Genomic DNA, 21,476 nt, shown 5'->3' on the forward strand with positions numbered 1-21,476 from the left:
GGCCGGACGGGACTTCTCAAACACGCCCTGGTCCGTCAGACAGGCGCGGGGTCCTTCCTGAGCCGGAACCAGTAGAAGCCGTGGCCCGCCAGTGTCAGCAGATAGGGCCAGTCGCCGATCGCGGGGAAACGTACCCCGCCGATCAGCTCCACCGGGTGGCGCCCGCTGAACGCGCGCAGATCCAGCTCCGTTGGCTGTGCGAAGCGCGAGAAGTTGTGCACGCAGAGCACCAGGTCGTCGCCGTCGCCTTCCTGCGACGGCGCCTCGCGCAGGAAGGCGAGCACGGCCGGGTTCGTCGACGGCAACTCCGTGTAGGAGCCCAGCCCGAAGGCCGGGTTCTGCTTACGGATCTCGATCATGCGGCGGGTCCAGTGCAGCAGCGACGACGGCGACGCCATCGAGGCCTCGACGTTGGTGACCTGGTAGCCGTAGACCGGGTCCATGATCGTCGGGAGGTAGAGCCGGCCGGGATCGCAGGACGAGAAGCCCGCGTTGCGGTCCGGGGTCCACTGCATCGGGGTCCGTACGGCGTCGCGGTCGCCCAGCCAGATGTTGTCGCCCATGCCGATCTCGTCCCCGTAGTAGAGGATCGGGGAGCCGGGCAGCGACAGCAGCAGAGCGGTGAACAGCTCGATCTGGTTGCGGTCGTTGTCCAGCAGCGAGGCGAGGCGGCGCCGGATACCGATGTTGGCGCGCATCCGCGGGTCCTTGGCGTACTCCGCGTACATGTAGTCGCGCTCTTCGTCCGTGACCATCTCAAGCGTCAGCTCGTCATGGTTGCGCAGGAAGATGCCCCACTGACAGCCGGTCGGGATCGCCGGGGTCTTGGACAGGATCTCCGAGACCGGATAGCGGGACTCGCGCCGTACGGCCATGAAGATCCGCGGCATCACCGGGAAGTGGAACGCCATATGGCACTCGTCGCCGCCCTTGGCGTAGTCGCCGAAGTAGTCGACGACGTCCTCCGGCCACTGGTTGGCCTCGGCGAGCAGCACGGTGTCCGGGTAGTGCGTGTCGCAGATCTCGCGGACCTCGCGCAGCAGGGCGTGGGTGGCGGGCAGGTTCTCGCAGTCGGTGCCCTCCTCCTGGTAGAGGTACGGCACGGCGTCGAGGCGGAAGCCGTCGATGCCCAGGTCCAGCCAGAACCGCAGCGCCGAGATGATCTCCTCGCGGACGGCCGGGTTCTCGTAGTTGAGGTCCGGCTGGTGCGAGAAGAAGCGGTGCCAGTAGTACTGCTTACGGACCGGGTCGAAGGTCCAGTTGGACGTCTCGGTGTCGACGAAGATGATCCGCGCTTCCGGGAACTGCTTGTCGTCGTCGGCCCAGACGTAGTAGTCGCCGTACGGCCCGTCGGGGTCCTTGCGGGACTCCTGGAACCAGTCGTGCTGGTCGCTGGTGTGATTCATGACGAAGTCGATGATCACGCGCATGCCGCGCTGGTGGGCGGCGTCGACGAACTCCACGAAGTCGGCGAGGTCGCCGAACTCGGGCAGCACGGCGGTGTAGTCGGAGACGTCGTAACCGCCGTCGCGCAGCGGGGACTTGAAGAACGGCGGCAGCCAGAGACAGTCGACACCGAGCCACTGGAGATAGTCCAGTTTGGCGGTGATGCCCTTGAGGTCTCCGACGCCGTCGCCGTTGCTGTCCTGGAACGAGCGCACCAGGACCTCGTAGAAGACGGCTCGTTTGAACCAGTCGGGGTCACGGTCCTTCGCGGGAGTGTCCTCGAACAGGTCGTGGACGGGCTCATTGATGATCATGGTGTGGGTGACCCTCCGATCGGCGGGGACGGTCGCAGAACGACGATGTGCGCGGGTGTCACACCCGGCTCCAGGCGCACGTAGTTGGCCCTGCCCCAGTGATAGATCTCGCCGGTGAGCTCGTCGCGCACCGGGGCGGTCTCGTGCCAGTCGAGGCCGAGCCGCGGCATGTCCAACGAGACCGTGGCCTCCTGGGTGTGGTGCGGGTCGAGGTTCACGACGACCACTACGACATCCGCGCCTGAGCCCGAGCCCGCGCCGGAACTCGCCCGCTTGCTGTAGGCGATGACCGCGTCGTTGTCGACATGGTGGAAGTGGATGTCGCGCAGCTGCCGCAGGGCCGGGTGCCGGCGCCTGATCCGGTTGAGCGCGGTGATGAGCGGGGCGATGGTGCGTCCCTCTCGCTCCGCCGATTCCCAGTTCCGGGGGCGCAGCTCGTACTTCTCCGAATGCAGATACTCCTCGCTCCCGGCCTTGGCCGGGGCGTTCTCCATGAGTTCATACCCCGCGTAGACGCCCCAGGACGGCACCATCGTCGCGGCGAGCACCGCGCGTACCTCGAATGCCGGACGGCCGCCGTCCTGAAGATAGGCGTGCAGGATGTCAGGTGTGTTCACGAAGAAGTTCGGGCGCATGTAGGACGCGGACTCGCCCGACAGCTCGGTGAGGTATTCCGTCAGCTCCTGCTTGGTGTTGCGCCAGGTGAAGTACGTGTACGACTGCTGGAAACCGATCGCGCCCAGGGTGTGCATCATGGCGGGCCGGGTGAACGCCTCGGCCAGGAAGATCACATCGGGGTCGGTGTCGTTGACGGCGGCGATCACCCGTTCCCAGAAGACCACCGGCTTGGTGTGCGGATTGTCGACGCGGAAGATCCGGACGCCGTGGTCCATCCAGTGACGCAGCACCCGCAGCGTCTCCGCGACCAGCCCGTCCATGTCGCGGTCGAAGGCGATCGGGTAGATGTCCTGGTACTTCTTGGGCGGATTCTCCGCGTACGCGATCGTGCCGTCCGCGCGGTGGTGGAACCACTCGGGGTGTTCCTTCACCCAGGGGTGGTCGGGCGAGCACTGGAGGGCGAAGTCCAGCGCGATCTCCATGCGCAGCGAGGCGGCCTTCTCCACGAAGGCGTCGAAGTCCTCGATCGTGCCGAGGTCGGGGTGGATCGCGTCGTGGCCGCCGTCCGCGGAGCCGATCGCCCACGGGACGCCGACGTCGTCCGGGCCGGGGGTGAGCGTGTTGTTCGGGCCCTTGCGGTGCGTGGTGCCGATGGGGTGGATCGGCGGCAGATAGACGACGTCGAAGCCCATGGCGGCGACGGCCGGCAGCCGCTCGGCGGCCGTTCTGAACGTACCGCTGACCGGCGGCTCGCCGGGCGTGAGGACCGCGCCCTCGGAACGCGGGAACAGCTCGTACCAGGATCCGTACAGCGCTCGTTCACGCTCCACCAGCAGCTTGACGGGCTTCGACGCGGAGACCAACTCGCGCAGCGGGTGGCGGGACAGGGCGTCGTCGGCCTCCGGGCTGAGGGCGGCGGCGAGCCGGGCGGCGGCGGGGCGGCGCTCGTCGCGCAGGGCGTCCACGGCGGCCAGGACCGCCTCGCGGCCGTCGCGCTTGGGGACGCCCGCCGCGGCCCGTTCGTAGAGCGCGGCGCCCTCGGTCAGTACCAGCTCCGTGTCGATCCCGGCCGGGATCTTGATCTCGGCGGCGTGGCGCCAGGTGGCGAGCGGATCGCTCCACGCCTCCACCTTGTACGTCCACCGGCCTTCGGACGTCGGTGTGACGTCGGCACCCCAGCGGTCGGTGCCGGGGGCCAGTTCGCGCATGGGGGCCCAGGGGCCGGGCCGGCCGTCCGGGCCGCGCAGGACGACATTGGCGCCGACGGCGTCGTGGCCCTCACGGAAGACGGTCGCGGTGACCTGGAACGTCTCTCCGCTCACCGCCTTGGCGGGGCGTTTGCCGCAGTTGACGAGAGGGCGTACGTCCAGGACAGGAATGCGACCGATCATGAGATCACCTGAGGGCTGAGCGGGCGTGGCAGACATGGGAGGTCGAGCTGATGCGAGCGGATGCAAGGATTTTTACAGAATTTGTAGTTTGCGGTTATTTGTAGCTGCTCTGGCGGTGACTGGCGGGCTCCGGGCATGGCCGCTCCTGTCCGCGTTCACTCGAATAGCGGTGGAATCGGGCGAAACGGGTGTGCTTGCCGTACGTACCGGATGAGCCTTCCCACGAATTTCGGGTGCACAATCCGCTGTTCCGTTAAGACCTGGGCAACTCTGCGGACGGGGCCGGAATCGGCCATGTGGCGCGGGAAGACGGACGCCCCGTCCTCACGGCCGCACGGGCGGCTTCCGCGAGAACGGGGCGGGAACAGGGGGACTTGCGGGGGTTTGCGGGGCGGGGCGGGGAGTGTCAGCTCGCTTCGGTCGACCAGACCTGCCACGGCTGGCGCGTCACCCACTCGTCCACCGGCGCCGGCTTCACGGCGAGCGCGTCGGCCGCCCGCCCGCCGTCGCCGGCCATCAGCAGCGGGTCGGTGCCGGTCGCCATGTAGTGGTAGATGCCCGCGACCCCGGCAGCCGCGTCCGGGCCGGCGACCTGGGACAGCGCCCGCTCGAACACCGGCGGAGGCAGCGGCAGATAGCGCACGTCGCGGCCGAGGCCGGTGCCGAAAGCCGAAGCCAGCTCGTCGCCCGTCAGCGACTCGCTGCCGCCGATGTCGAAGGTCTCGCCCTCCACGCCGTCCACCGTGAGCGCCGCGAAGACGGCCTCCGCGAGATCCCGGTGCGAGATCCAGGCGGCGGGGGTGTCACCGGGCAGCGGATAGGCCAGTATGCCCTCGCTGACCAGCGCCGGTCCGTTCCACGGGCTGAACAGGTTGTCCAGATAGACCGGCGGCCTCAGCACCACCAACGGCACACCGCTCGCCCGCAGTTCCTCCTCGGCGATCCGGCGCGTCTCGAAGGCGGCGACGTTCGTCGACTGCTGGGGGATACGGGTGTTGGCGTTGTAGACGAGGCGCCGGATTCCGGTCTCGCGCGCCGCGTCCGCGACATTACGGGCGTAGCGCCGGACCTGCTCCGTCCCGTACACCAGCGGCATCGTCACCGCGGCGTGCGTCGCGCCCTCCATCAGCCGCCGTACGGCGGGGAGATCGGCCAGGTCACCGCCGACGAACGAGGCGCCGGGCAGCGGCGGCCGGTCCCCTTCGGCGGCGCGGGTCAGGGTACGGACCCGCTGGCCGCGTTCGGCCAGCAGACGGGCCATGGCACCGCCCTGGAACCCGGTCGCCCCCACGACCGCGACGCGCATCGGAATCTGATCGGACATGTGTCTGAAGGCCCTTCGATAAGGTGTGTCTGCTGTCGATGACGGCTCTCTCACAAGGCTGGCGGCGGCGGCTTCGGCCGATCAATTAACAAACCGGGGCGGGGGTTGAAGGATCGTCCATGGAACCGATTGAGCCCATCAAGAGCGAAGGTGACGATCTCCTGAGCGAGCTGCTGAAGCCGCTCCGGCTCACAGGGGTCTTCGACAGTCGTTGGCACGTCGGCGCGCCGTGGGCCATCGAGGGCGACGCCGAGCAGAGTTGCGCGATCCTCCACTACATCGTCGAGGGCGGCTGCTGGATCACCGGCGAGGGCCAGACACCGACGGAACTTCGCGAAGGCGATCTCGCCGTTTTCCCCACCGGCACCGCGCACCGCATCTCCGACCGTCCCGACCGCATCGGCGGACTGCGGCTGGCGGCCGTGCTGCCCGAGCGACTGCCGGGCACCTCCGGCGAGTTGAGGATCGAGGGCGACGGGCCGGAAAGCCGGCTGCTCTGCGCCGGACTGCACTACGACGCGAGCGCCGCCACCGGCCTCTACACGGCGCTGCCGTGGGCGCTGGTCCTCGACCGTACCCAGGTCGACAACGAGCCGCTGCTCCGCGACACGCTGCGACTGCTCGCCTCGCCGCACCGCCCCGTCGGTCCCGGCGACCGCCTCATCACGCTGCGCGCGTTCGAGATGGCGCTGGTCCTGGCGCTGCGCCCGCTGCTGCGCGAGATCGCCGACAACCCGTCGTCGCTGCCGGTCCTGAGCCATCCGGGCATCAGCAGGGCGATGGTGATCATCGCGACGCGGTTCGCCGAGCCGTGGACGATCGAGTCCCTGGCGCGTGAGGTCGGCATGAGCAGGTCGGCCTTCACCGCGGCCTTCCGCGAACTCGTGGGGGAGGCCCCCGCACGGCATCTGACGGGCCGTCGGATGCAGGAGGCGGCGCGGCTGCTGGGGGAGACGTCGCTGCCGCAGTCGGCGGTGCCGCACCGGGTGGGCTACCGCAGCGCCGTCGGTTTCCATCTTGCCTTTCGCAAGTGGTTCGAGAAGACGCCGGGCGAGTACCGCAGCGGTGCGGTGCCCGCCGCGTAGGGGCCGCCGATGTCGCTCTCTGGCCGGTTATTAAGGACCGCTGGACGGTCGTTCATTGCTGATGGCGCTTGCGCCAGGGAAGGCTCTCAGGTGTGCCGGGTGCGTCGGGCGCGCTGAATGTGCGGGGCGCGCTGAATGTGCCGGGTGTGTCGCGCGTGCCGCATGAATCGTTTTGATCCGGATGAGGAGAAGAAGCGTTGACCAGATCGGGCCAGGAGTATCTGGAGTCGTTGCGCGACGGCCGCACGGTCTGGCTCGACGGCGAGCGGGTCGAGGACCTCACGCGCCATCCGGCGTTCCGGCACACCGCGGGCTCCATCGCCCGGCTCTACGACCTGGCACACGACTCCACGCACACACCGGTGCTCACACAGGACGGCGCACACCGCGCGTTCGCGGTGCCACGCGGCTACGAGGACCTGGTCGCGCGCCGGCAGGCGTACAAGGTGTGGGCCGAGGCGAGCTTCGGCTTCCTCGGGCGTACGCCGGACTACATGGCGGGCGGCGCGGCCGGATTCGCGGCGGCGCCGGGTGTCTTCACCACCGACGGCTTCGACGGCGCGGCGAACGCGCTCGCGTACCACCGGCGGCTCGCCGACGGCGACCTCTATCCGACCTTCACGATCACCAACCCGCAAGGCGCGCGCACCCCGTTCGACGCGGCCGGCGGGACGGCGGAGGACGACCCGGTGGTGCGGGTCGTCGCCGAGAAGGACGGCGGGATCGTCGTACGTGGCGCGAAGATGATCGGCACGGCGGCGGTCTTCGGCAACGAGGTCATCGTCGGCACGATCGAACCGCTCGCCCCGCGGGACGTGGAGCGGGCGGTCTGCTTCTCGATCCCCGTCGACACGCCCGGCCTCAGCTTCATCTCCCGCGTCTCGTACGAGGGCCGGGCGCGCAGCGTCTTCGACAACCCGCTGTCGTCGCGGTTCGACGAGAACGACGCGCTGCTCGTGTGCGACGACGTCTTCGTCCCGTGGGAGTCCGTGCTCACCTACCGGAACGTCGACGCGAGCTTCGGGATGTGGTGGCGGACACCGGCGTACGTGAACTTCGTCCACCAGGCGGCGACGCGCTTCTGGACCAAGCTCGAATTCCTCGCGGGGATCGCGATCCTGCTGACGAAGTCCAACGGGACGTACGAACTGCCGCCCGTCACCCAGGCGATCGGCCGGCTGCTGGGGAAGGTCGCGCAGGCGAAGGCGTTCGTACTGGCCGCCGAGGCGTCCTGCGAGGAGGTCGAGGGCGGGCGCGGCGGAGTGATGCCCGGCAAGGACATCTCGTTCGCGCAGCGCATCATGGCGGGCGAGCTGTATCCGCAGGCCGTACAGGAGATCAAACTCCTCGCGGGCGGCGGGGTCATCCAACTCCCCGCGTCGGGCGAGGACTTGCTCCATCCGGAGCTGGGCCCGCTGGTACGGCGCTACACACGGGCGCCCGGCCACTCGGCCGAGGACCGGATCAAACTGCTGAAACTCGCCTGGGACGCGCTGGGCTCGGAGTTCGCCTCCCGCCACGAGCAGTACGAGCGCTTCTACCACGGCGCGCCGCACGTCTATCTGATGCAGCAGGCATGGGAGGGCGACACGGCGTCCTGCGAGCGACTGGCGCGGGCGTGTCTCGACGGTTACACGCTCGGCGGTGAGCCGGAAGGAACGGATTCCCGGTGAGCGACACCGAGCCGACGACGGGGCCCGGCGGCCCCGGCGGGCCAACAGCTCCCGGCGCCCCGGGGTTTCGCGCCCCCGGCCCCGAGGCGTCGGGATCGTACCTGCGTAAGGCGGGGGCGGCGGGGACGGCGCGGAAAGCGCCGGCGCAGCGGGGTGGGCGCGGTCCCAAGGCCGCCCTCGCGCTGCTCGCGTCCACGCAGTTGCTGCTCATCATGGACACCGCGATCATCAACGTCGCCCTGCCGTCCGTCGGGCGGGATCTCGACTCCGGGTCCGCCGGGCTGTCCTGGGTCGCCAACGCCTTTCTGATCACCTTCGGCGGGCTGCTGCTCCTCGGCGGACGCGCCGCCGATCTGCTCGGGCACCGACGGGTGTTCCTCGGCGGGCTCGGGGTGCTCGGTGCCGCCTCCGCCGCCGGCGGGGCCGCCGGCTCCGTGGCGGTGCTCGTCGGCGCCCGAGCCGTCCAGGGTGTCGGCGCCGCGCTCGCCGCCGCCGCCGCGTTCGCGCTGCTGCTGAACCTCTTCCCCGACGGCCCCGACCGGCACAAGGCCCTCGGCGCCTTCGCCGCGATGGGCGGGCTCGGCGGCGTACTGGGCACCGTGCTCGGAGGCGTACTCACCGACCTCCTCGGCTGGCGCTCCACCTTCTGGCTCAACGTCCTCGGCGCGCTCGTCCTCGCCCTCCTCGCGCTACGGCTCTTCGACGGCAACACCCGCACCCCCGAACGCGGCTTCGACATCGGTGGCGCACTCACCGCGACCGCCGGACTCGGGCTCGTCGCGTACGGCCTCGTCGGCGCCGGCGAGGCGGGCTGGACCGGCGCGCGGACGCTGGGCGCGTTCGCCGGCGGGCTCGTCCTCCTCGCGGCGTTCGCCGTCCTGGAGAATCGCATCGCTCACCCGCTCGTGCCGCCCGCCGTCCTCCGGCGCCCCGCGCTGCGGCTCGCCAACTGCCTCAGCGCCCTGGCCCAGATGGCGCTCTTCCCGATGTTCTTCCTGGTCAGCCTCTACCTCCAGAGCGTCCTCGACCAGACCCCCCTCTACGGAGGGCTCGGCCTGCTGCCGCTCTCCCTCGCCGTCGTCGTCACCGCCCCACAGACCGGCCGCCTCATCCGCCGCCTGGGCCTGCGCCCCACGATGACGCTCGGCTTCGCGCTGCTGTTCCTCGGCATGCTCTGGCTGGCACTCGCCCTCGCCGCCGAGGGCACCTTCGTCTCCACCGTCCTCGCGCCCAGCCTCCTGCTGGGCGTCGCCCTGCCGCTCGTCATGGTCACCACCAACGTCGCCGCGACCGCCGACGCCGCGCCCGGCGAGACCGGGCTCGCCTCCGGACTCATCAACACCAGCCAGCAGTTCGGCTCCGTACTCGGCCTCGCCGTCCTCGTCGCGGTCGCCACCGCCCGTACCGACGCCCTCGGCGCGACCGGCGCCGCCGACGAGACCGCGGGCTTCAAGGCCGCCCTCCTCGTCGGCGCCGTCTTCGCCGCCTGCGCCGCGCTGCTCACCTTCCGGCTGCGGCTCCCCGCGCCCGCGTCCGCGCCCCCGCACCAGGACCGGGACGGCGGCGCCCTGGAGTAGACCCAGGAGGATGAGCGAGTGCGCAGGCGGGGCAGGGGCCCGGTCGAACGGTCCAGGTCCGGCAGGACCGAGGGGGGATCGCCGCGGCGGGGCAACGGAGCAGCCGGCCGGCCGGGGCCGCGTGATCGAGCGCGACCGGCGGTGCCGGCTCGACGCCGCCCGTCCCGTGTCCCACCACCCACCCGACCCACGCCCGAGGGGGGCACTTCCATGACGTTGTACGACCTTGTCGCGCCCGCGATCGAGGCGCGCTGCGAACCGCGCTACCGCATAGCCGGCATACGCGCCGCCGATCCGCTGGGCGCCGACGCGATACTCGCCGCCGTACCGGCGATGAACAGGGACGCGGACATCCCCGCGCTCACCGTCGCCCTGCGCTCGCTCGTCCCCGATCCCGACCGCACCGCCTCGCTGGGCGTGGTCGACGCGCTCGCCGCCGTACGCGACCTCGGTCTGCTCCTCGGCTCGCTGAAGCGGCACGGCGTCCAACCGCTCGCCGCCGTCCCCGAAGCCCTGCCGGTACTTCGGCAGTTGGGCCACCGCACCGACATGGTGCCGCGCGACACCGTGCACCACTACACGACGTGGAATCCGCTCGGCGCCCGCCAGCGCATGTACACCGGCGACCCGATGGAGGGGCACCTCCAGAACGCCGTACGGATGGTCTTCCCCGCGCTCGTCGCCGCGCTCGACACCTGCACGGAGCTGGCGGGCCTCGAACCGTACGACCCCCGCTTCGCCGACGCGCTCGACCGCACCGGGCAGCACGTCCAGGCCATGGTCGACTCCATCGACTTCACCGTCGCGGAGGTCTCGCCCGAGTTCTTCGCACGCGGGCTCCGTCCGTACTTCGAGGAGATCGACGTCGCGGGCCGCGACTATCTGGGCCCGGCGGCGGCGCAGGTGCCGCTCTGGCTGGTCGATCTGACGCTGTGGCAGAGCGACCGGAGCAGTCCGGAGTACGACGCGTTCCTCGACGAGTCGGTGCTCTACAGCCTGCCGTCGTGGCGGGCCTTCCACGCGGCGCACCGCGGTTCGACCTCCGCCGTGAGCAAGCTGTCCGCCGCGATCAGCTGGGAGTCGACGCCACGGCTGCCGCCGGGACTGGCCGCGTCGGCGGTGTCGCTGGCGCGGGTGCTGCGCATACTCAAGACGTTCCGGGCCCGGCACATCGGCATCGCGCGCAAGGCCTACAGCGACGACCTGCGGCTGTACGAGGCGGGGAGCGGCGGCGCGCCGATCGCGCTACTGCGGTCGGTGCTGGATCTGACGCGGGACAACGAGACGTTGGTGCGGCACGCCAACGTACGCATGCACGCGCCGGGGGTCGCGGCCTCCGCGTCGGCGCCCGTGCCCGCGTCCGCCACCTCATCGCTTCGCGAAAAGAGATACACCCCATGAGCCACATCATGATCGCGGGCGGCGGCATCGCCGGTCTCACCGCGGCCCTCTCCCTGCACGCCGCCGGATTCGACCGGATCACCGTCGTCGAGGCCGCACGGGAGATCCAGCCGCTCGGCGCGGGGCTGAACATCATGCCCAACGCCGTACGCGAACTCGACGCGCTCGGACTGCTCAGCCGCCTCGACGAGTGCGCCGTACGCACCGGGGAACTGCGCTACTACCACCGCGGCGGCGGGCTGATCTCCCGCGAGCCGCGCGGCCTGGCGGCCGGCTATCTGTGGCCCCAACTCTCCATCCACCGGGGCGATCTGCAACGCGTGCTCGCCGACGCGGTACGCGACCGGCTCGGCAGCGACGCGGTGGTCGCCGGAGTCCGGGTCGGCGGCCTGGAGACCTCGCCGGACGGCCGCGCGCGCGTCCTGCTCGCGCACCGCGACGGGCGGGGCCGGGGCGGCGGCGCGTCCATGGAGCCCGACGTGCTCATCGGCGCGGACGGCATCCGGTCGGCGGTCCGGGCCGCGCTCAACCCCGACGAGGGCGAGCCGCCGTGGAACGGCATGCTCGTCTGGCGCGGAGTCTCGCCCGTCCCCGCGCACCGCGCGGCCACATTCATGTTCATCGCGGGCGACGACCGGCAGAAGGCGGTCGTCTACCCGATGACGCACCCGACCGGATGCGGCGGCGATGACCGCCACGTACTGGTCAACTGGGCGCTGGCGATGCCCGCGACGGAGATCACCGGCGCCTCGCGCGGCGACTGGAACCGGCCGGTGCCGGTCGCGAAGTTCGCCCACCACTACGCGGGCTGGGAGTTCGACGGCGTCAGCGTCCCCGAGGTGCTGGCCGCGGCGGACCGCGCGTTCGAGTACCCGATGGTGGACCGCGAACCGCTGGCGCGCTGGACCCATGGCCGTACGACCCTGATCGGCGACGCGGCCCACGCGATGTACCCGATCGGTTCGAACGGCGCGACGCAGTCGATCGTCGACGCGCGTGCGCTGGCGCACGCCATGGCGACGCACCCCGACCGTTCGCAGGCCCTGGAGGCGTACGAGGGGGAGCGCCGCCCCGCCATGACGGAGCTGCAACTCGCCAACCGGCAGCTTGGCCCGGAGGTCGTCATCAGCCTGGCCCACGCGCGCGCCCCCGGCGGCTTCACGGACATCGCCGACGTGATCCCGCCGGCCGAACTGGCGGAGATAGCGTCGCGGTACGCGGCGACGGGCGCCTTCGACCCGCAGGCGGTGAACGCGGGCTCCCCGTACGAGGTACCCGAGCCCGCCCGGAGGTGACGGCCGCACCGACGGCCCCGCACCGATGGCCGCACCCCGATGGCAGCACCCCGGCGCGGCCCGCCCCGGCGCGGTGCGCCCCCCTCGTGTGCGCTCGTGCGCCGTCGATGGTGCGGGCGGCCGGGCGATAGCGTCAGGGTGATGGCGGGATGCACAGCGTGGTGCGGTCCGTCCGTCCGGATATCCCCTGCGAAGGTGGAACACGTGAAGGCAATCCGTCGATTCACCGTGCGCCCCGTCCTGCCCGAACCTCTGCGACCACTCAGCGGCCTCGCGCGCAATCTGCGCTGGTCCTGGCACCCCGAGACCCGTGAACTCTTCGAGTCCGTCGACCCCGGCGGCTGGGCCGCCGCCGGGCGTGACCCGGTGCGGCTGCTCGGAGCCGTATCCGCCACACGGCTGGCGGAGCTGGCCGGCGACCGGGTTTTCCTCGGCCGGCTGGCCGCCGTCGCCGCCGGGCTCGACGAGTATCTGCGCGGCAGCCGCTGGTATCAGGAAAAGAGCGGCCAGGGGGCCGAGCTGCCCGAGGCCGTCGCGTACTTCTCGCCCGAGTTCGGCGTCACCGCCGCCCTGCCCCAGTACTCCGGCGGCCTCGGCATCCTCGCCGGCGACCACCTCAAGGCCGCCAGCGACCTCGGCGTACCGCTCATCGGTGTCGGGCTGCTCTACCGGCACGGCTACTTCCGGCAGTCCCTGTCCCGCGACGGCTGGCAGCAGGAGCACTACCCCGTCCTCGATCCGAACGAGCTGCCGCTCAGCCTCCTCAGGGAGGAGGACGGCAGACCCAGCCGGGTCGCGCTCACGCTGCCCGGCGGCCGGTCGCTGCGCGCGTGTGTCTGGCAGGCGCGCGTCGGCCGCGTACCGCTCCTGCTGCTCGACTCGGACATAGAGGACAACGGGCCGACCGAGCGCGAGGTGACCGACCGTCTCTACGGCGGCGGCAGCGAGCACCGGCTGCTCCAGGAGATGCTGCTCGGCATCGGCGGCGTCCGCGCCGTCCGGGCGTACTGCCGCATCACCGGCCACCTCGAGCCCGAGGTCTTCCACACGAACGAGGGCCACGCCGGCTTCCAGGGCCTGGAACGTATCCGTGAACTCAGCGAAACGGGGCTCGGGTTCGACACCGCGCTGGAGGCCGTGAGGGGCGGCACCGTGTTCACCACCCACACCCCCGTGCCCGCCGGCATCGACCGGTTCGACCGCGAGCTCGTCGCACGCCACTTCGGCGACGACGGCGAACTGCCCGGCGTCTCCACCGACCAGATCCTGCGCCTGGGCCGGGAGACCTTCCCCGGCGGCGAGCCGAACCTCTTCAACATGGCCGCCATGGGCCTGCGGCTCGCCCAGCGCGCCAACGGCGTCTCCACCCTGCACGGCGCCGTCAGCCGGCAGATGTTCGCCGGGCTCTGGCCGGGCTTCGACCCGCAGGACGTACCGATCACCTCGGTGACCAACGGCGTGCACGCGCCGACCTGGGTCGCGCCCGAGATCGCGGCGCTGGGCGACGGCGGGGCGACCGATGTCCCGGACGCCGACCTCTGGGGCGTACGGCGCGCCCTGCGCGAGCAGTTGGTGTACGAGGTACGGGACCGGCTGCGCGCGTCCTGGCACCAGCGCGGCGCGGCCGACGCCGAACTGGGCTGGATCGACGGGGTCCTCGACCCCGACATCCTGACCATCGGCTTCGCCCGGCGCGTCCCCTCGTACAAGCGCCTCACGCTGATGCTGCGCGACCGCGAGCGTCTGACGGAGCTGCTGCTCCACCCCGAGCGGCCGATCCAGATCGTCGTCGCGGGCAAGGCGCACCCGGCGGACGACGGCGGCAAGCGGCTCGTGCAGGAGCTGGTGAGGTTCGCCGACGACCGGCGTGTGCGCCACCGCATCGTCTTCCTGCCCGACTACGGGATGGCGATGGCGCAGAAGCTCTATCCGGGCTGCGACGTCTGGCTCAACAATCCGCTGCGTCCGCTGGAGGCGTGCGGTACGAGCGGGATGAAGGCCGCGCTCAACGGCTGCCTCAACCTGTCGGTGCTGGACGGCTGGTGGGACGAATGGTTCGAGCCGGACTTCGGCTGGGCCATCCCGACGGCGGACGGATCGGCGGCCGACGAGGACCGGCGCGACACCCTGGAGGCGAACGCCCTCTACGCGCTGATCGAGGACCGCGTCGCACCCCGTTTCTACGACCGTACGGAGACCGCCGCCGCGTCCGCGGGCCCCACCGCCTTGCCCGGCCGCTGGATCGAGATGGTCCGCCGCACGATGACCTCGCTCGGTCCGAAGGTGCTCGCCGACCGCATGGTGCGTGAGTACGTGGAGCGGCTGTACGCGCCTGCGGCCCACGCCCACCGCGCGCTGGACGCCGCGACGGCACGGGAGTTGGCCGACTGGAAGAACCAGGTCAGGGCCGCCTGGCCGGAGGTGGCCGTCGACCATGTGGAGGCCGTGTCGGCGACCACGCCGGGCGGCAGCGCGGAGCTGGGCTCGACCCTCGCGCTGACGGTGCGCGTCACCCTCGGCCAACTGCGGCCCGACGACGTGGAGGTGCAGGCCGTCGCGGGCCGGGTGGGCGCCGACGACACGATCGCCGACGCGCAGATCTTCCCGCTGAAACCGGCGGGCGGACCCGACCGGGCGGGCCGTTGGGTGTACGAGGGCCCGCTGGCCCTGGACCGTACGGGGCCGTTCGGCTACACCGTACGGATCCTGCCCACGCACCCGATGCTCGCGGCGGCGGATCTCGGTCTGGTCGCGCTGCCGACGGAGGGGACGGGGGAGGGCGCGGGCGTGTTGTTGCGCTGAGGTTCAGCCGTGGGATCGGTCGCGGGATCAGTCGTCGAAGGGCCTGGCGGACACGTTGACACGTTCCGCCGGGCCCTTCGGCGTGTCCGGACGAAGCCTATTGGTCCAGACCTTGACGTGTTCATGAGATGGCCTTAAGTTCCTCACTCGACAAACATTCACAACTCCGCCCATTGTTCATGTGAATGAACTGGCGTGCTGTTCGGTGGAGTTGAGGAACACCCCCCAACCGGAAGGCACCCCATGCGCCCCGGAGTCATCCCCAGAGTCCTCGGCCTGTCCGCCGCGCTCGCCGGTCTGATCGGCGCGGTCTTCCTGGCCCCCGCCTCGGCCGGCGACCGGCCGGCGGATCCACCGGCCGCCACCTCCAAGACCCTCCCGGCGTCGGCCGTCGCCGCCCCCGCGGTCTTCACCCACCCCGGCGTCGGCGTCAGCCGCGCGCAGCTCGACTTCGTGCGCGGCAAGGTGCAGGCCAACGCACAGCCGTGGAAGGCCGCCTACGACCAGATGATGGGGAGCAAGTACGCCTCCCTGTCCCGGACGCCCAAGCCCCGCGCGATCGTGGAGTGCGGCTCGTACTCCAACCCGAACAACGGCTGCACGGACGAGCGCGAGGACGCGATAGCCGCGTACACCACCGCGCTCGCCTGGTACATCAACCGGGACGACCGCTACGCCAAGAAGTCCATCGAGCTGATGGACGCCTGGTCCAACACGATCCGCGACCACACGAACAGCAACGCGCCGCTCCAGACCGCGTGGGCCGGATCGTCGTGGCCGAAGGCCGCCGAGATCATCAAGTACACCTACAGCGGCTGGCCCAACTCCGCCCGCTTCTCCACCATGTTGCGCGACGTGTATCTGCCGGAGATCATCAACGGCTCCAACTCCAACGGCAACTGGGAGTTGAGCATGAACGAGGCCGCGATCGGCATCGCGGTCCACCTGGAGGACAAGGGCGCCTACGACAAGACGGTGGGCCGCTTCCGCAACCGTGTCCCCGCGTTCATCTATCTGCCCTCCGACGGGGCGCTGCCCAGGACGGTGCCCGGCAGCGGTCTCGACACCCGCGACGAGATCATCGGCTACTGGCACAACCAGTCCACCTTCATGCAGGGCCTCGCACAGGAGACCTGCCGCGACCTGACCCACACCGGCTACGGCCTCTCCGCCATCTCGCACGTCGCCGAGACCAGCCGCATCCAGGGCCAGGACCTCTACCCGGAGGTCGGCGACCGGCTGCGGCACGCGTTCGGGCTGCACACCAAGTACCAGAACGGCGAGCCCGTCCCCGGCAATCTGTGCGGCGGCACCCTGAAGGACAACCTCGGACCGATCAGCGAGGTCGCGTTCAACGCGCTGGGCAACCGGCTGGGCAACGCCATGACGAACACCCAGCAGTACACGGAGCGGATGCGCCCCCAGGGCACGAACAACCTGTTCGTCGCCTGGGAGACGCTGACGCACGCGAACAACCCAGCGTGAACGCGTAACCCGTGGAGCCCGCTGGGTTACTGACGGTCCGTCGGATCGTCAGTGACCCAGCACCCATTTCCCGCTCTCGTAGTCGTGCCCGTACACCCCGTCGGCGGCCGACGCGCTCGTACGGAACGGCCGTCCGCCGTCATCGATGCGCGCGATGCCCGTACGTTCCCCGGCCGACCAGCGCACCTCCAGATACCAGTCGCAGTCACAGCCGTTGGTGCTCGCCTCGACCTTCAGGACGAGCGGTTCGCTCGACGTCACCTGATAGGGAAGCCGGGGCGCGGGCAGCGGCCCCTGCTCGCTGCCGCCGTCGACGGGCCGCACGACCGGCCGCGACGCGTCCAGGTCGACGGCGAAAACGGCCGGGGTGATCGAGCCGCCGCAGCCGTTGCTCATCTCGTACGCGTTCCAGTTGATCGGCGCCCGCCGCCCCACCACCCGGACGAACAACTCCTGGACGACGACGGGCCCTTCGCCCTTCGCCGAGCGCAGCGTGGCCTGAGTGATCGACGAGTCGCCGTGCACCGCGTCGAGCGCCGTCGCCCACTGCCGCGCGTCCTGGGAGTTGGGCGGTGGCGGTACGGCGGACGGAGCGCGGTTGATCAGATACTTGTGGCCGCAGTCCAGCTTCCACTTGTGGCTGTCCGCGGTCCACACCAGCGGTTTGGTCTTGCCCGACCCGGACTCGGACTCATTGTTATCGGTCCGGGCGCCGCCGCCGGCACCGCCCCCCTCACCGGCACCGTTGCCGCCCCCGGTGTTGCCGGAACCGGCGGACCCGGACGGCGACGCCTTCGGGCCACCGCTCGACGCGGAAGGGCTGCCCTTCGCCGACGGGGCGCTCGACCGGGCGGACGGTGCCGACGGATCCACCGGTCCGTCCGGGCCGAGATCGGCGAGACGCTCACCGCTCTTGTCGCTCAGCGGGTCGGGGCTCCCGAGGTCGGCCGCGACGACGACGGTGCCGCCGAGGACCGTGACGACGGCGAGCGCGGCGCCGACGATCTGGCGCCGGCGCAGCCGTGACGCACGGGGGCGGGACAGGGGCGGTGCCGTGGCGGCGGGGGGTGGCGGGTCGGGGTCGCGTACGGCCTCCGGCTCAGGTACGGCATTGGCCTCAGGTGCGGCGTCCGGCTCGGGTACGGGCACTGGCTCAGGTACCGGCGCTGGTTCGCGTACGGCCTCGCGCTCACGTACGAGCGCCTGCTCGGCGACCTCGGCCGTGGCTCCGTCCGCCTCCTCGCCCCTGTCCGCCCCTTCACCGGCCTCCGTACGTGCCGCGTGCGCCCGCAGCCACAGCCGGTGCAGCTCCACGCGCTCGGCCGCCGTCGCGCCGACGACCTTGGCCAGCCGCTCCACGGGGGCGTACTCGACGGGCAGCGCGTGTCCGTGGCAGTAGCGGTGCAGGGTCGAGGCGCCGAGGTGGAGTTGGGTGGCGAGCGATCCGTAACTGCGGTCGGTTCTCTCCTTCAGCGCGCGCAGACGACTCGCGAACTCCGCGGTCTCCGCCGGGATCTTCTCCGACCGGCCCATTGCACGTCCCCCTACCGCCTGCGCGCCGTTCCGCGGTCATTCCAGGCGCTTGTTGTTTCGCCAGGCCAGCGTACGCGTACGCGTTCCAGGCGTTCCGTGATTCACGTGGGTTGTTGCCGTCGGATCGAGTCACCGCCCAGTCTGGGATCACCGGCCGATCAAGCCGGTGCGAACAGCAAGACCAGGGGGAACGCACCCATGACCACAGGCACGAACACGGCAAACGGCACGTCCCGGCGCAGACGCGCCGCCGCGGCGACCGCCGCGCTCGCCGGCGCTCTCGCACTCGCCATGTCCGGCAGTGTCCAGGCCGCGCCGAAGGCGGCCACGCCCGGTTTTCTCGCGGCGAAGGACATGCCGCAGGCCGCGGGCAACTTCTGGATGGCGGGCGCGGTGACGGCCGGCGCACCGGAGACGGCGCCGTTCTGCCTCGACAAGGTGCTGCCCGCCGAGGGCACGACCTGGCACCGGCAGTTCAACACCGACCTCGACACCGGCGCCATGCAGGTGAGCGTGCGGGCGGCGAGCGACGCGGCGGCCAAGAGGCTGGCCGCTTCGGCGGAGGCGGCCGTGGCGGCCTGCGCCGCCGACTGGCTGCGCGCCACTCCCGGCGGCACGGCCTCCTGGGACGACTACGGCAGGATCGCCGTCGAGGAGGGCGCCCGTGTCATCGGCGTCGGCGTCTCCCAGCCGGACTCCGGTCCCGGCGTGCATCTGCTGGGCATCGGCCGGGACGGCGACACCGTCACGTTCGTCGCGTGGAACCAGATCGGGAATCTGGGCGGTGCTCCGGTCGAGGCGTTCAAGAAGACCACCACCACGGCTGTGAACAAGCTCCGTTAGGAGCTGACGCCGAGGTGGAGGGCGCGGGCGACGGGGGAAGCGGCGCTCGGGCCGGAGGATTGGTGGCAGTGAAGGAGCGGGGGAGCCGTCGCGGCGTGGTCGGCGACGGTGGGTCTCCTCACAGCCGCGATGACCACGATCCTCCGGACCGCGAGCCGGTCGTCTGTGACACAGGGCCGGTGGACGGACAGCGCGGGGCACTTCATGACCGGGAGTGCGCGCGGGAGTTCCACACCGGTCGGATCCCGGCCCACCCCTTCGGGCGCGCCTTCGAGGGGGTTGGGCCGGGAATTCACCCTGCGACGCGGGGAATTCACCCTGCGAAACCGAGCCGCCCGGGTCCGTGAGGATCCGGGCGGCCTTCGTCGTCGGTGCGACGCGTCGGCGGTGCCGTCGCGCTTCAGTGATCAGTGATTCAGTGATTCAGCATGATGCTCAAGGGAACGTGAGCTTCACGCTGTTGATACGACCCGTGTCCTGTGCCGCGACATCCTGGACCCGCAATTTCCAGGCGCCGTTGGCCACCTCCGACGAGGCGTTCACGGTGTACGTCTCCACGACGTTGTCCGCCGAGTCGCCGCTGCTCGCGGCCTTCAGCGGGTAGACCGTCCCGTCCGGGGCGACCAGGTCGACCACCAGGTCACCGCGCCAGGTGTGCGTGATGTCCACGCCGACCGGGAGGGCGGCGGGCGCGTTGCCCGTGCGGCCGGTGACGTTGACGGTCGAGGTGACCGCCGCGCCGTTGTCCGGGATCGCGACGGCCGCGGTGTTCTCGAAGACCGTGCCGCCGCTGCCGCCGGGGCGGGAGCCGACGTTGATGCCGGCCCACGCGTCGGCGACCGACTTGTACTCGGCGCTCGTCGTGCCGTACAGCTCACCGGCGACCGCGAGGGTGCCGGTACGGGCCGCCGCGTAGTTCGTGGTGGAGTTGAACTTCGTGGTGAGGGCCTTGAACCAGATCTGCTCGGCCTTCGCCCGGCCGATGCCGGTCACCGGCAGCCCGTCGGACGTCGGGGAGTCGTAGCTGACGCCGTTGATGGTCTTGGCGCCGCTGCCCTCGGAGAGCAGGTAGAAGAAGTGGTTCGCCGGGCCCGACGAGTAGTGGACGTCGACGCTGCCGATGCCCGAGTACCAGTAGTCCTTGGACGCGCCGTCCTTGCTCGGCTTGTCCATGTACCGCAGCGGGGTGCCGTTGCCGTTGATGTTGATCTTCTCGCCGACCATGTAGTCGCCCACGTCCTGGGCGTTGTTGGCGCTGAACTCGACGGCCGCGGCGAAGATGTCGGAGGTGGCCTCGTTGAGGCCGCCGGACTCGCCGCTGTAGACGAGGCCCGCGGTGTTGGAGGTGACGCCGTGCGACATCTCGTGCGCGGCCACGTCGATGGAGGTCAGCGGCCTCGCGTTGCCCGCGCCGTCGCCGTACGTCATGCAGAAGCAGCTGTCCTGCCAGAAAGCGTTGACGTAGTTGTTGCCGTAGTGCACGCGTGAGTACGCGCCGACGCCGTCGCCCCTGATGCCGGAGCGGCCGTGCACGTTCTTGAAGTAGTCCCAGGTGAGCGCGGCGCCGAAGTGCGCGTCGGCGCCGGCCGTCTCCGCGTCGGAGGTGGTGCCGTTGCCCCAGATGTCGTCCGGGCCCGAGAAGAGGGTGCCGGTGCCCGAGGTGCCGCGGTTCAGGTTGTACGTCTTGTGGTTGCCGCGACCGGTGTCGGTCAGCGTGTACGAGGGGGCGGTGCCCAGGGTGACCTGTCCGCTGTACTGGGTGTTGCCCGTGCCCTCGTGGACGGCCTGCCACTCGTAGAGCTTCTCGCCGGTGGCGGCGTCGGTGACCACATGCAGCTCGTTCGGGGTGCCGCCCTCCTGGATGCCGCCGACGACCGTCTCGTACGCGAGGGTCGGCTTGCCGTCCGCCATCCAGACGACCTTGCGCGGCGCGCGCTCGGCCGCGGCCTTCGTCGAGCCCTCGGCCTTCGCGGCGGACAGGGCCTGCCTCTCCGCGGTGGCGGCCGGCACGTCGGCGTTGGTCTCGACGGACTTGAGGGCCGCCTTGGAGGCCTTGGTGACCGCCTCGGTGACGCCCGCCTTCGTGGCGGCGACGACGAGGTCACCGCCGAGGACGGGGAGGCCGGCGTAGGTGCGCTCGTAGCGGGTGTGCGTGGTGCCGTCACGGTCCTGGACGACGTCGCGTACGACGAGCTTCTCCTTGGCGCCGAGGCCGAGTTCGGCGGCCGTCGCCGCCTTGGTGGCGTCGGCCTCGCGTATCAGTTCGGCGCGCTGGGCGGGGGAGAGGGACTTGGGGAGTGCGCCGGGGTCGGCCTTGCCGGCGACCGGCGCGGCGGGTGCCGAGTCGGGCGCGGCGGCGGCGGTGCCGGCCTGGACTCCGACGGCGAGAAGGGCTGTGACAGCGATCAGAGCGCCGGTCGCGGTGATGCGGCGGCTGGGCGTGGGTCTCACGCGAACTCCTTCTGCGATGGGGGTACCGGACCACGCTCGGGTGGGCGGCCCGGACAGTGCAGGAGCAAGGCGGAACACGGGCTGCGGTGCTCAGAACGGAGGAAGAGTCGCAGGAATCCCGCCTCTCTGTCAGGGGCGCGTCAATAACTTGGCCGGAAATCGTCCGCTGCGCGAAGTGCCGTGTTCGTTAAGCGAAATTCGCGGCGCTGTTGCGGTGGTGTTACGCGGGCGACGCCGG

At 71.0% G+C, this 21,476-nt stretch carries 13 protein-coding genes; 8 read left to right on the top strand and 5 right to left on the bottom strand.

Annotated elements, in window-relative coordinates:
- Positions 1-35: 35 nt before the first annotated feature.
- The 3 genes from treS to ACIBLA_RS29485 all read right to left on the bottom strand — a co-directional run bounded on the left by treS (position 36) and on the right by ACIBLA_RS29485 (position 5,093).
- Positions 36-1,760: a maltose alpha-D-glucosyltransferase gene (treS, locus tag ACIBLA_RS29475; protein ID WP_363243316.1), complete on the bottom strand. Its 1,725-nt coding sequence runs from the start codon at positions 1,758-1,760 to the stop codon at positions 36-38.
- The gene (locus ACIBLA_RS29480; RefSeq protein WP_363243315.1) at positions 1,757-3,769 is read right to left on the bottom strand and encodes an alpha-1,4-glucan--maltose-1-phosphate maltosyltransferase; all 2,013 of its coding nucleotides are present in this window, start codon (positions 3,767-3,769) and stop codon (positions 1,757-1,759) included. The genes treS and ACIBLA_RS29480 overlap by 4 nt, the downstream gene beginning before the upstream one ends.
- A gap of 406 nt (positions 3,770-4,175) precedes the next feature.
- A complete protein-coding gene (locus tag ACIBLA_RS29485) occupies positions 4,176-5,093 on the bottom strand; it encodes an NmrA family NAD(P)-binding protein (protein ID WP_363243314.1) in 918 nt (305 codons plus the stop codon).
- A 119-nt stretch (positions 5,094-5,212) separates the two neighbouring features.
- Here ACIBLA_RS29485 and ACIBLA_RS29490 point away from each other — a divergent pair, with 119 nt between their 5' ends.
- The 7 genes from ACIBLA_RS29490 (at position 5,213) to ACIBLA_RS29520 (ending at position 16,411) form a co-directional block, all read left to right on the top strand.
- Positions 5,213-6,178: an AraC family transcriptional regulator gene (locus tag ACIBLA_RS29490; RefSeq protein ID WP_363243313.1), complete on the top strand. Its 966-nt coding sequence runs from the start codon at positions 5,213-5,215 to the stop codon at positions 6,176-6,178.
- 197 nt (positions 6,179-6,375) lie between these two features.
- Entirely contained in the window at positions 6,376-7,851 is a 1,476-nt protein-coding gene (locus ACIBLA_RS29495; RefSeq protein ID WP_363243312.1) for a 4-hydroxyphenylacetate 3-hydroxylase N-terminal domain-containing protein, read from the top strand.
- Positions 7,848-9,428 (top strand): MFS transporter, encoded by a 1,581-nt coding sequence (locus tag ACIBLA_RS29500; protein ID WP_399200382.1) that lies wholly within the window; start codon positions 7,848-7,850, stop codon positions 9,426-9,428. Before ACIBLA_RS29495 ends, ACIBLA_RS29500 begins: the two co-directional genes overlap by 4 nt.
- A 210-nt stretch (positions 9,429-9,638) precedes the next feature.
- Positions 9,639-10,829: a monodechloroaminopyrrolnitrin synthase PrnB family protein gene (locus ACIBLA_RS29505; RefSeq protein ID WP_399200383.1), complete on the top strand. Its 1,191-nt coding sequence runs from the start codon at positions 9,639-9,641 to the stop codon at positions 10,827-10,829.
- The gene (locus ACIBLA_RS29510; RefSeq protein ID WP_399200384.1) at positions 10,826-12,124 is read left to right on the top strand and encodes a flavin-dependent oxidoreductase; all 1,299 of its coding nucleotides are present in this window, start codon (positions 10,826-10,828) and stop codon (positions 12,122-12,124) included. Before ACIBLA_RS29505 ends, ACIBLA_RS29510 begins: the two co-directional genes overlap by 4 nt.
- 204 nt (positions 12,125-12,328) lie before the next feature.
- Positions 12,329-14,926 carry an alpha-glucan family phosphorylase gene (gene glgP / locus ACIBLA_RS29515; protein WP_363243308.1) on the top strand — a complete coding sequence of 866 codons (2,598 nt, stop codon included), beginning with the start codon at positions 12,329-12,331 and terminating at the stop codon, positions 14,924-14,926.
- A gap of 243 nt (positions 14,927-15,169) precedes the next feature.
- Positions 15,170-16,411, top strand: a complete 1,242-nt coding sequence (locus tag ACIBLA_RS29520) for an alginate lyase family protein (RefSeq protein ID WP_363243307.1) — start codon at positions 15,170-15,172, stop codon at positions 16,409-16,411.
- 48 nt (positions 16,412-16,459) lie between these two features.
- Here ACIBLA_RS29520 and ACIBLA_RS29525 read toward each other — a convergent pair whose 3' ends face one another.
- Positions 16,460-17,944 carry a helix-turn-helix transcriptional regulator gene (locus tag ACIBLA_RS29525; RefSeq protein WP_363243306.1) on the bottom strand — a complete coding sequence of 495 codons (1,485 nt, stop codon included), beginning with the start codon at positions 17,942-17,944 and terminating at the stop codon, positions 16,460-16,462.
- A 198-nt stretch (positions 17,945-18,142) separates the two neighbouring features.
- Between ACIBLA_RS29525 and ACIBLA_RS29530 the strand changes: the two genes are divergently transcribed.
- Positions 18,143-18,787 carry a hypothetical protein gene (locus ACIBLA_RS29530; protein ID WP_363243305.1) on the top strand — a complete coding sequence of 215 codons (645 nt, stop codon included), beginning with the start codon at positions 18,143-18,145 and terminating at the stop codon, positions 18,785-18,787.
- 435 nt (positions 18,788-19,222) lie between these two features.
- On the opposite strand, the gene ACIBLA_RS29535 is transcribed toward ACIBLA_RS29530, so the two are convergent.
- Positions 19,223-21,238 (bottom strand): M4 family metallopeptidase, encoded by a 2,016-nt coding sequence (locus ACIBLA_RS29535; RefSeq protein ID WP_363243304.1) that lies wholly within the window; start codon positions 21,236-21,238, stop codon positions 19,223-19,225.
- Positions 21,239-21,476 lie beyond the last annotated feature (238 nt).

It is taken from the genome of Streptomyces sp. NPDC050433 (assembly GCF_044458565.1).
Taxonomy (GTDB): Bacteria; Actinomycetota; Actinomycetes; order Streptomycetales; family Streptomycetaceae; genus Streptomyces.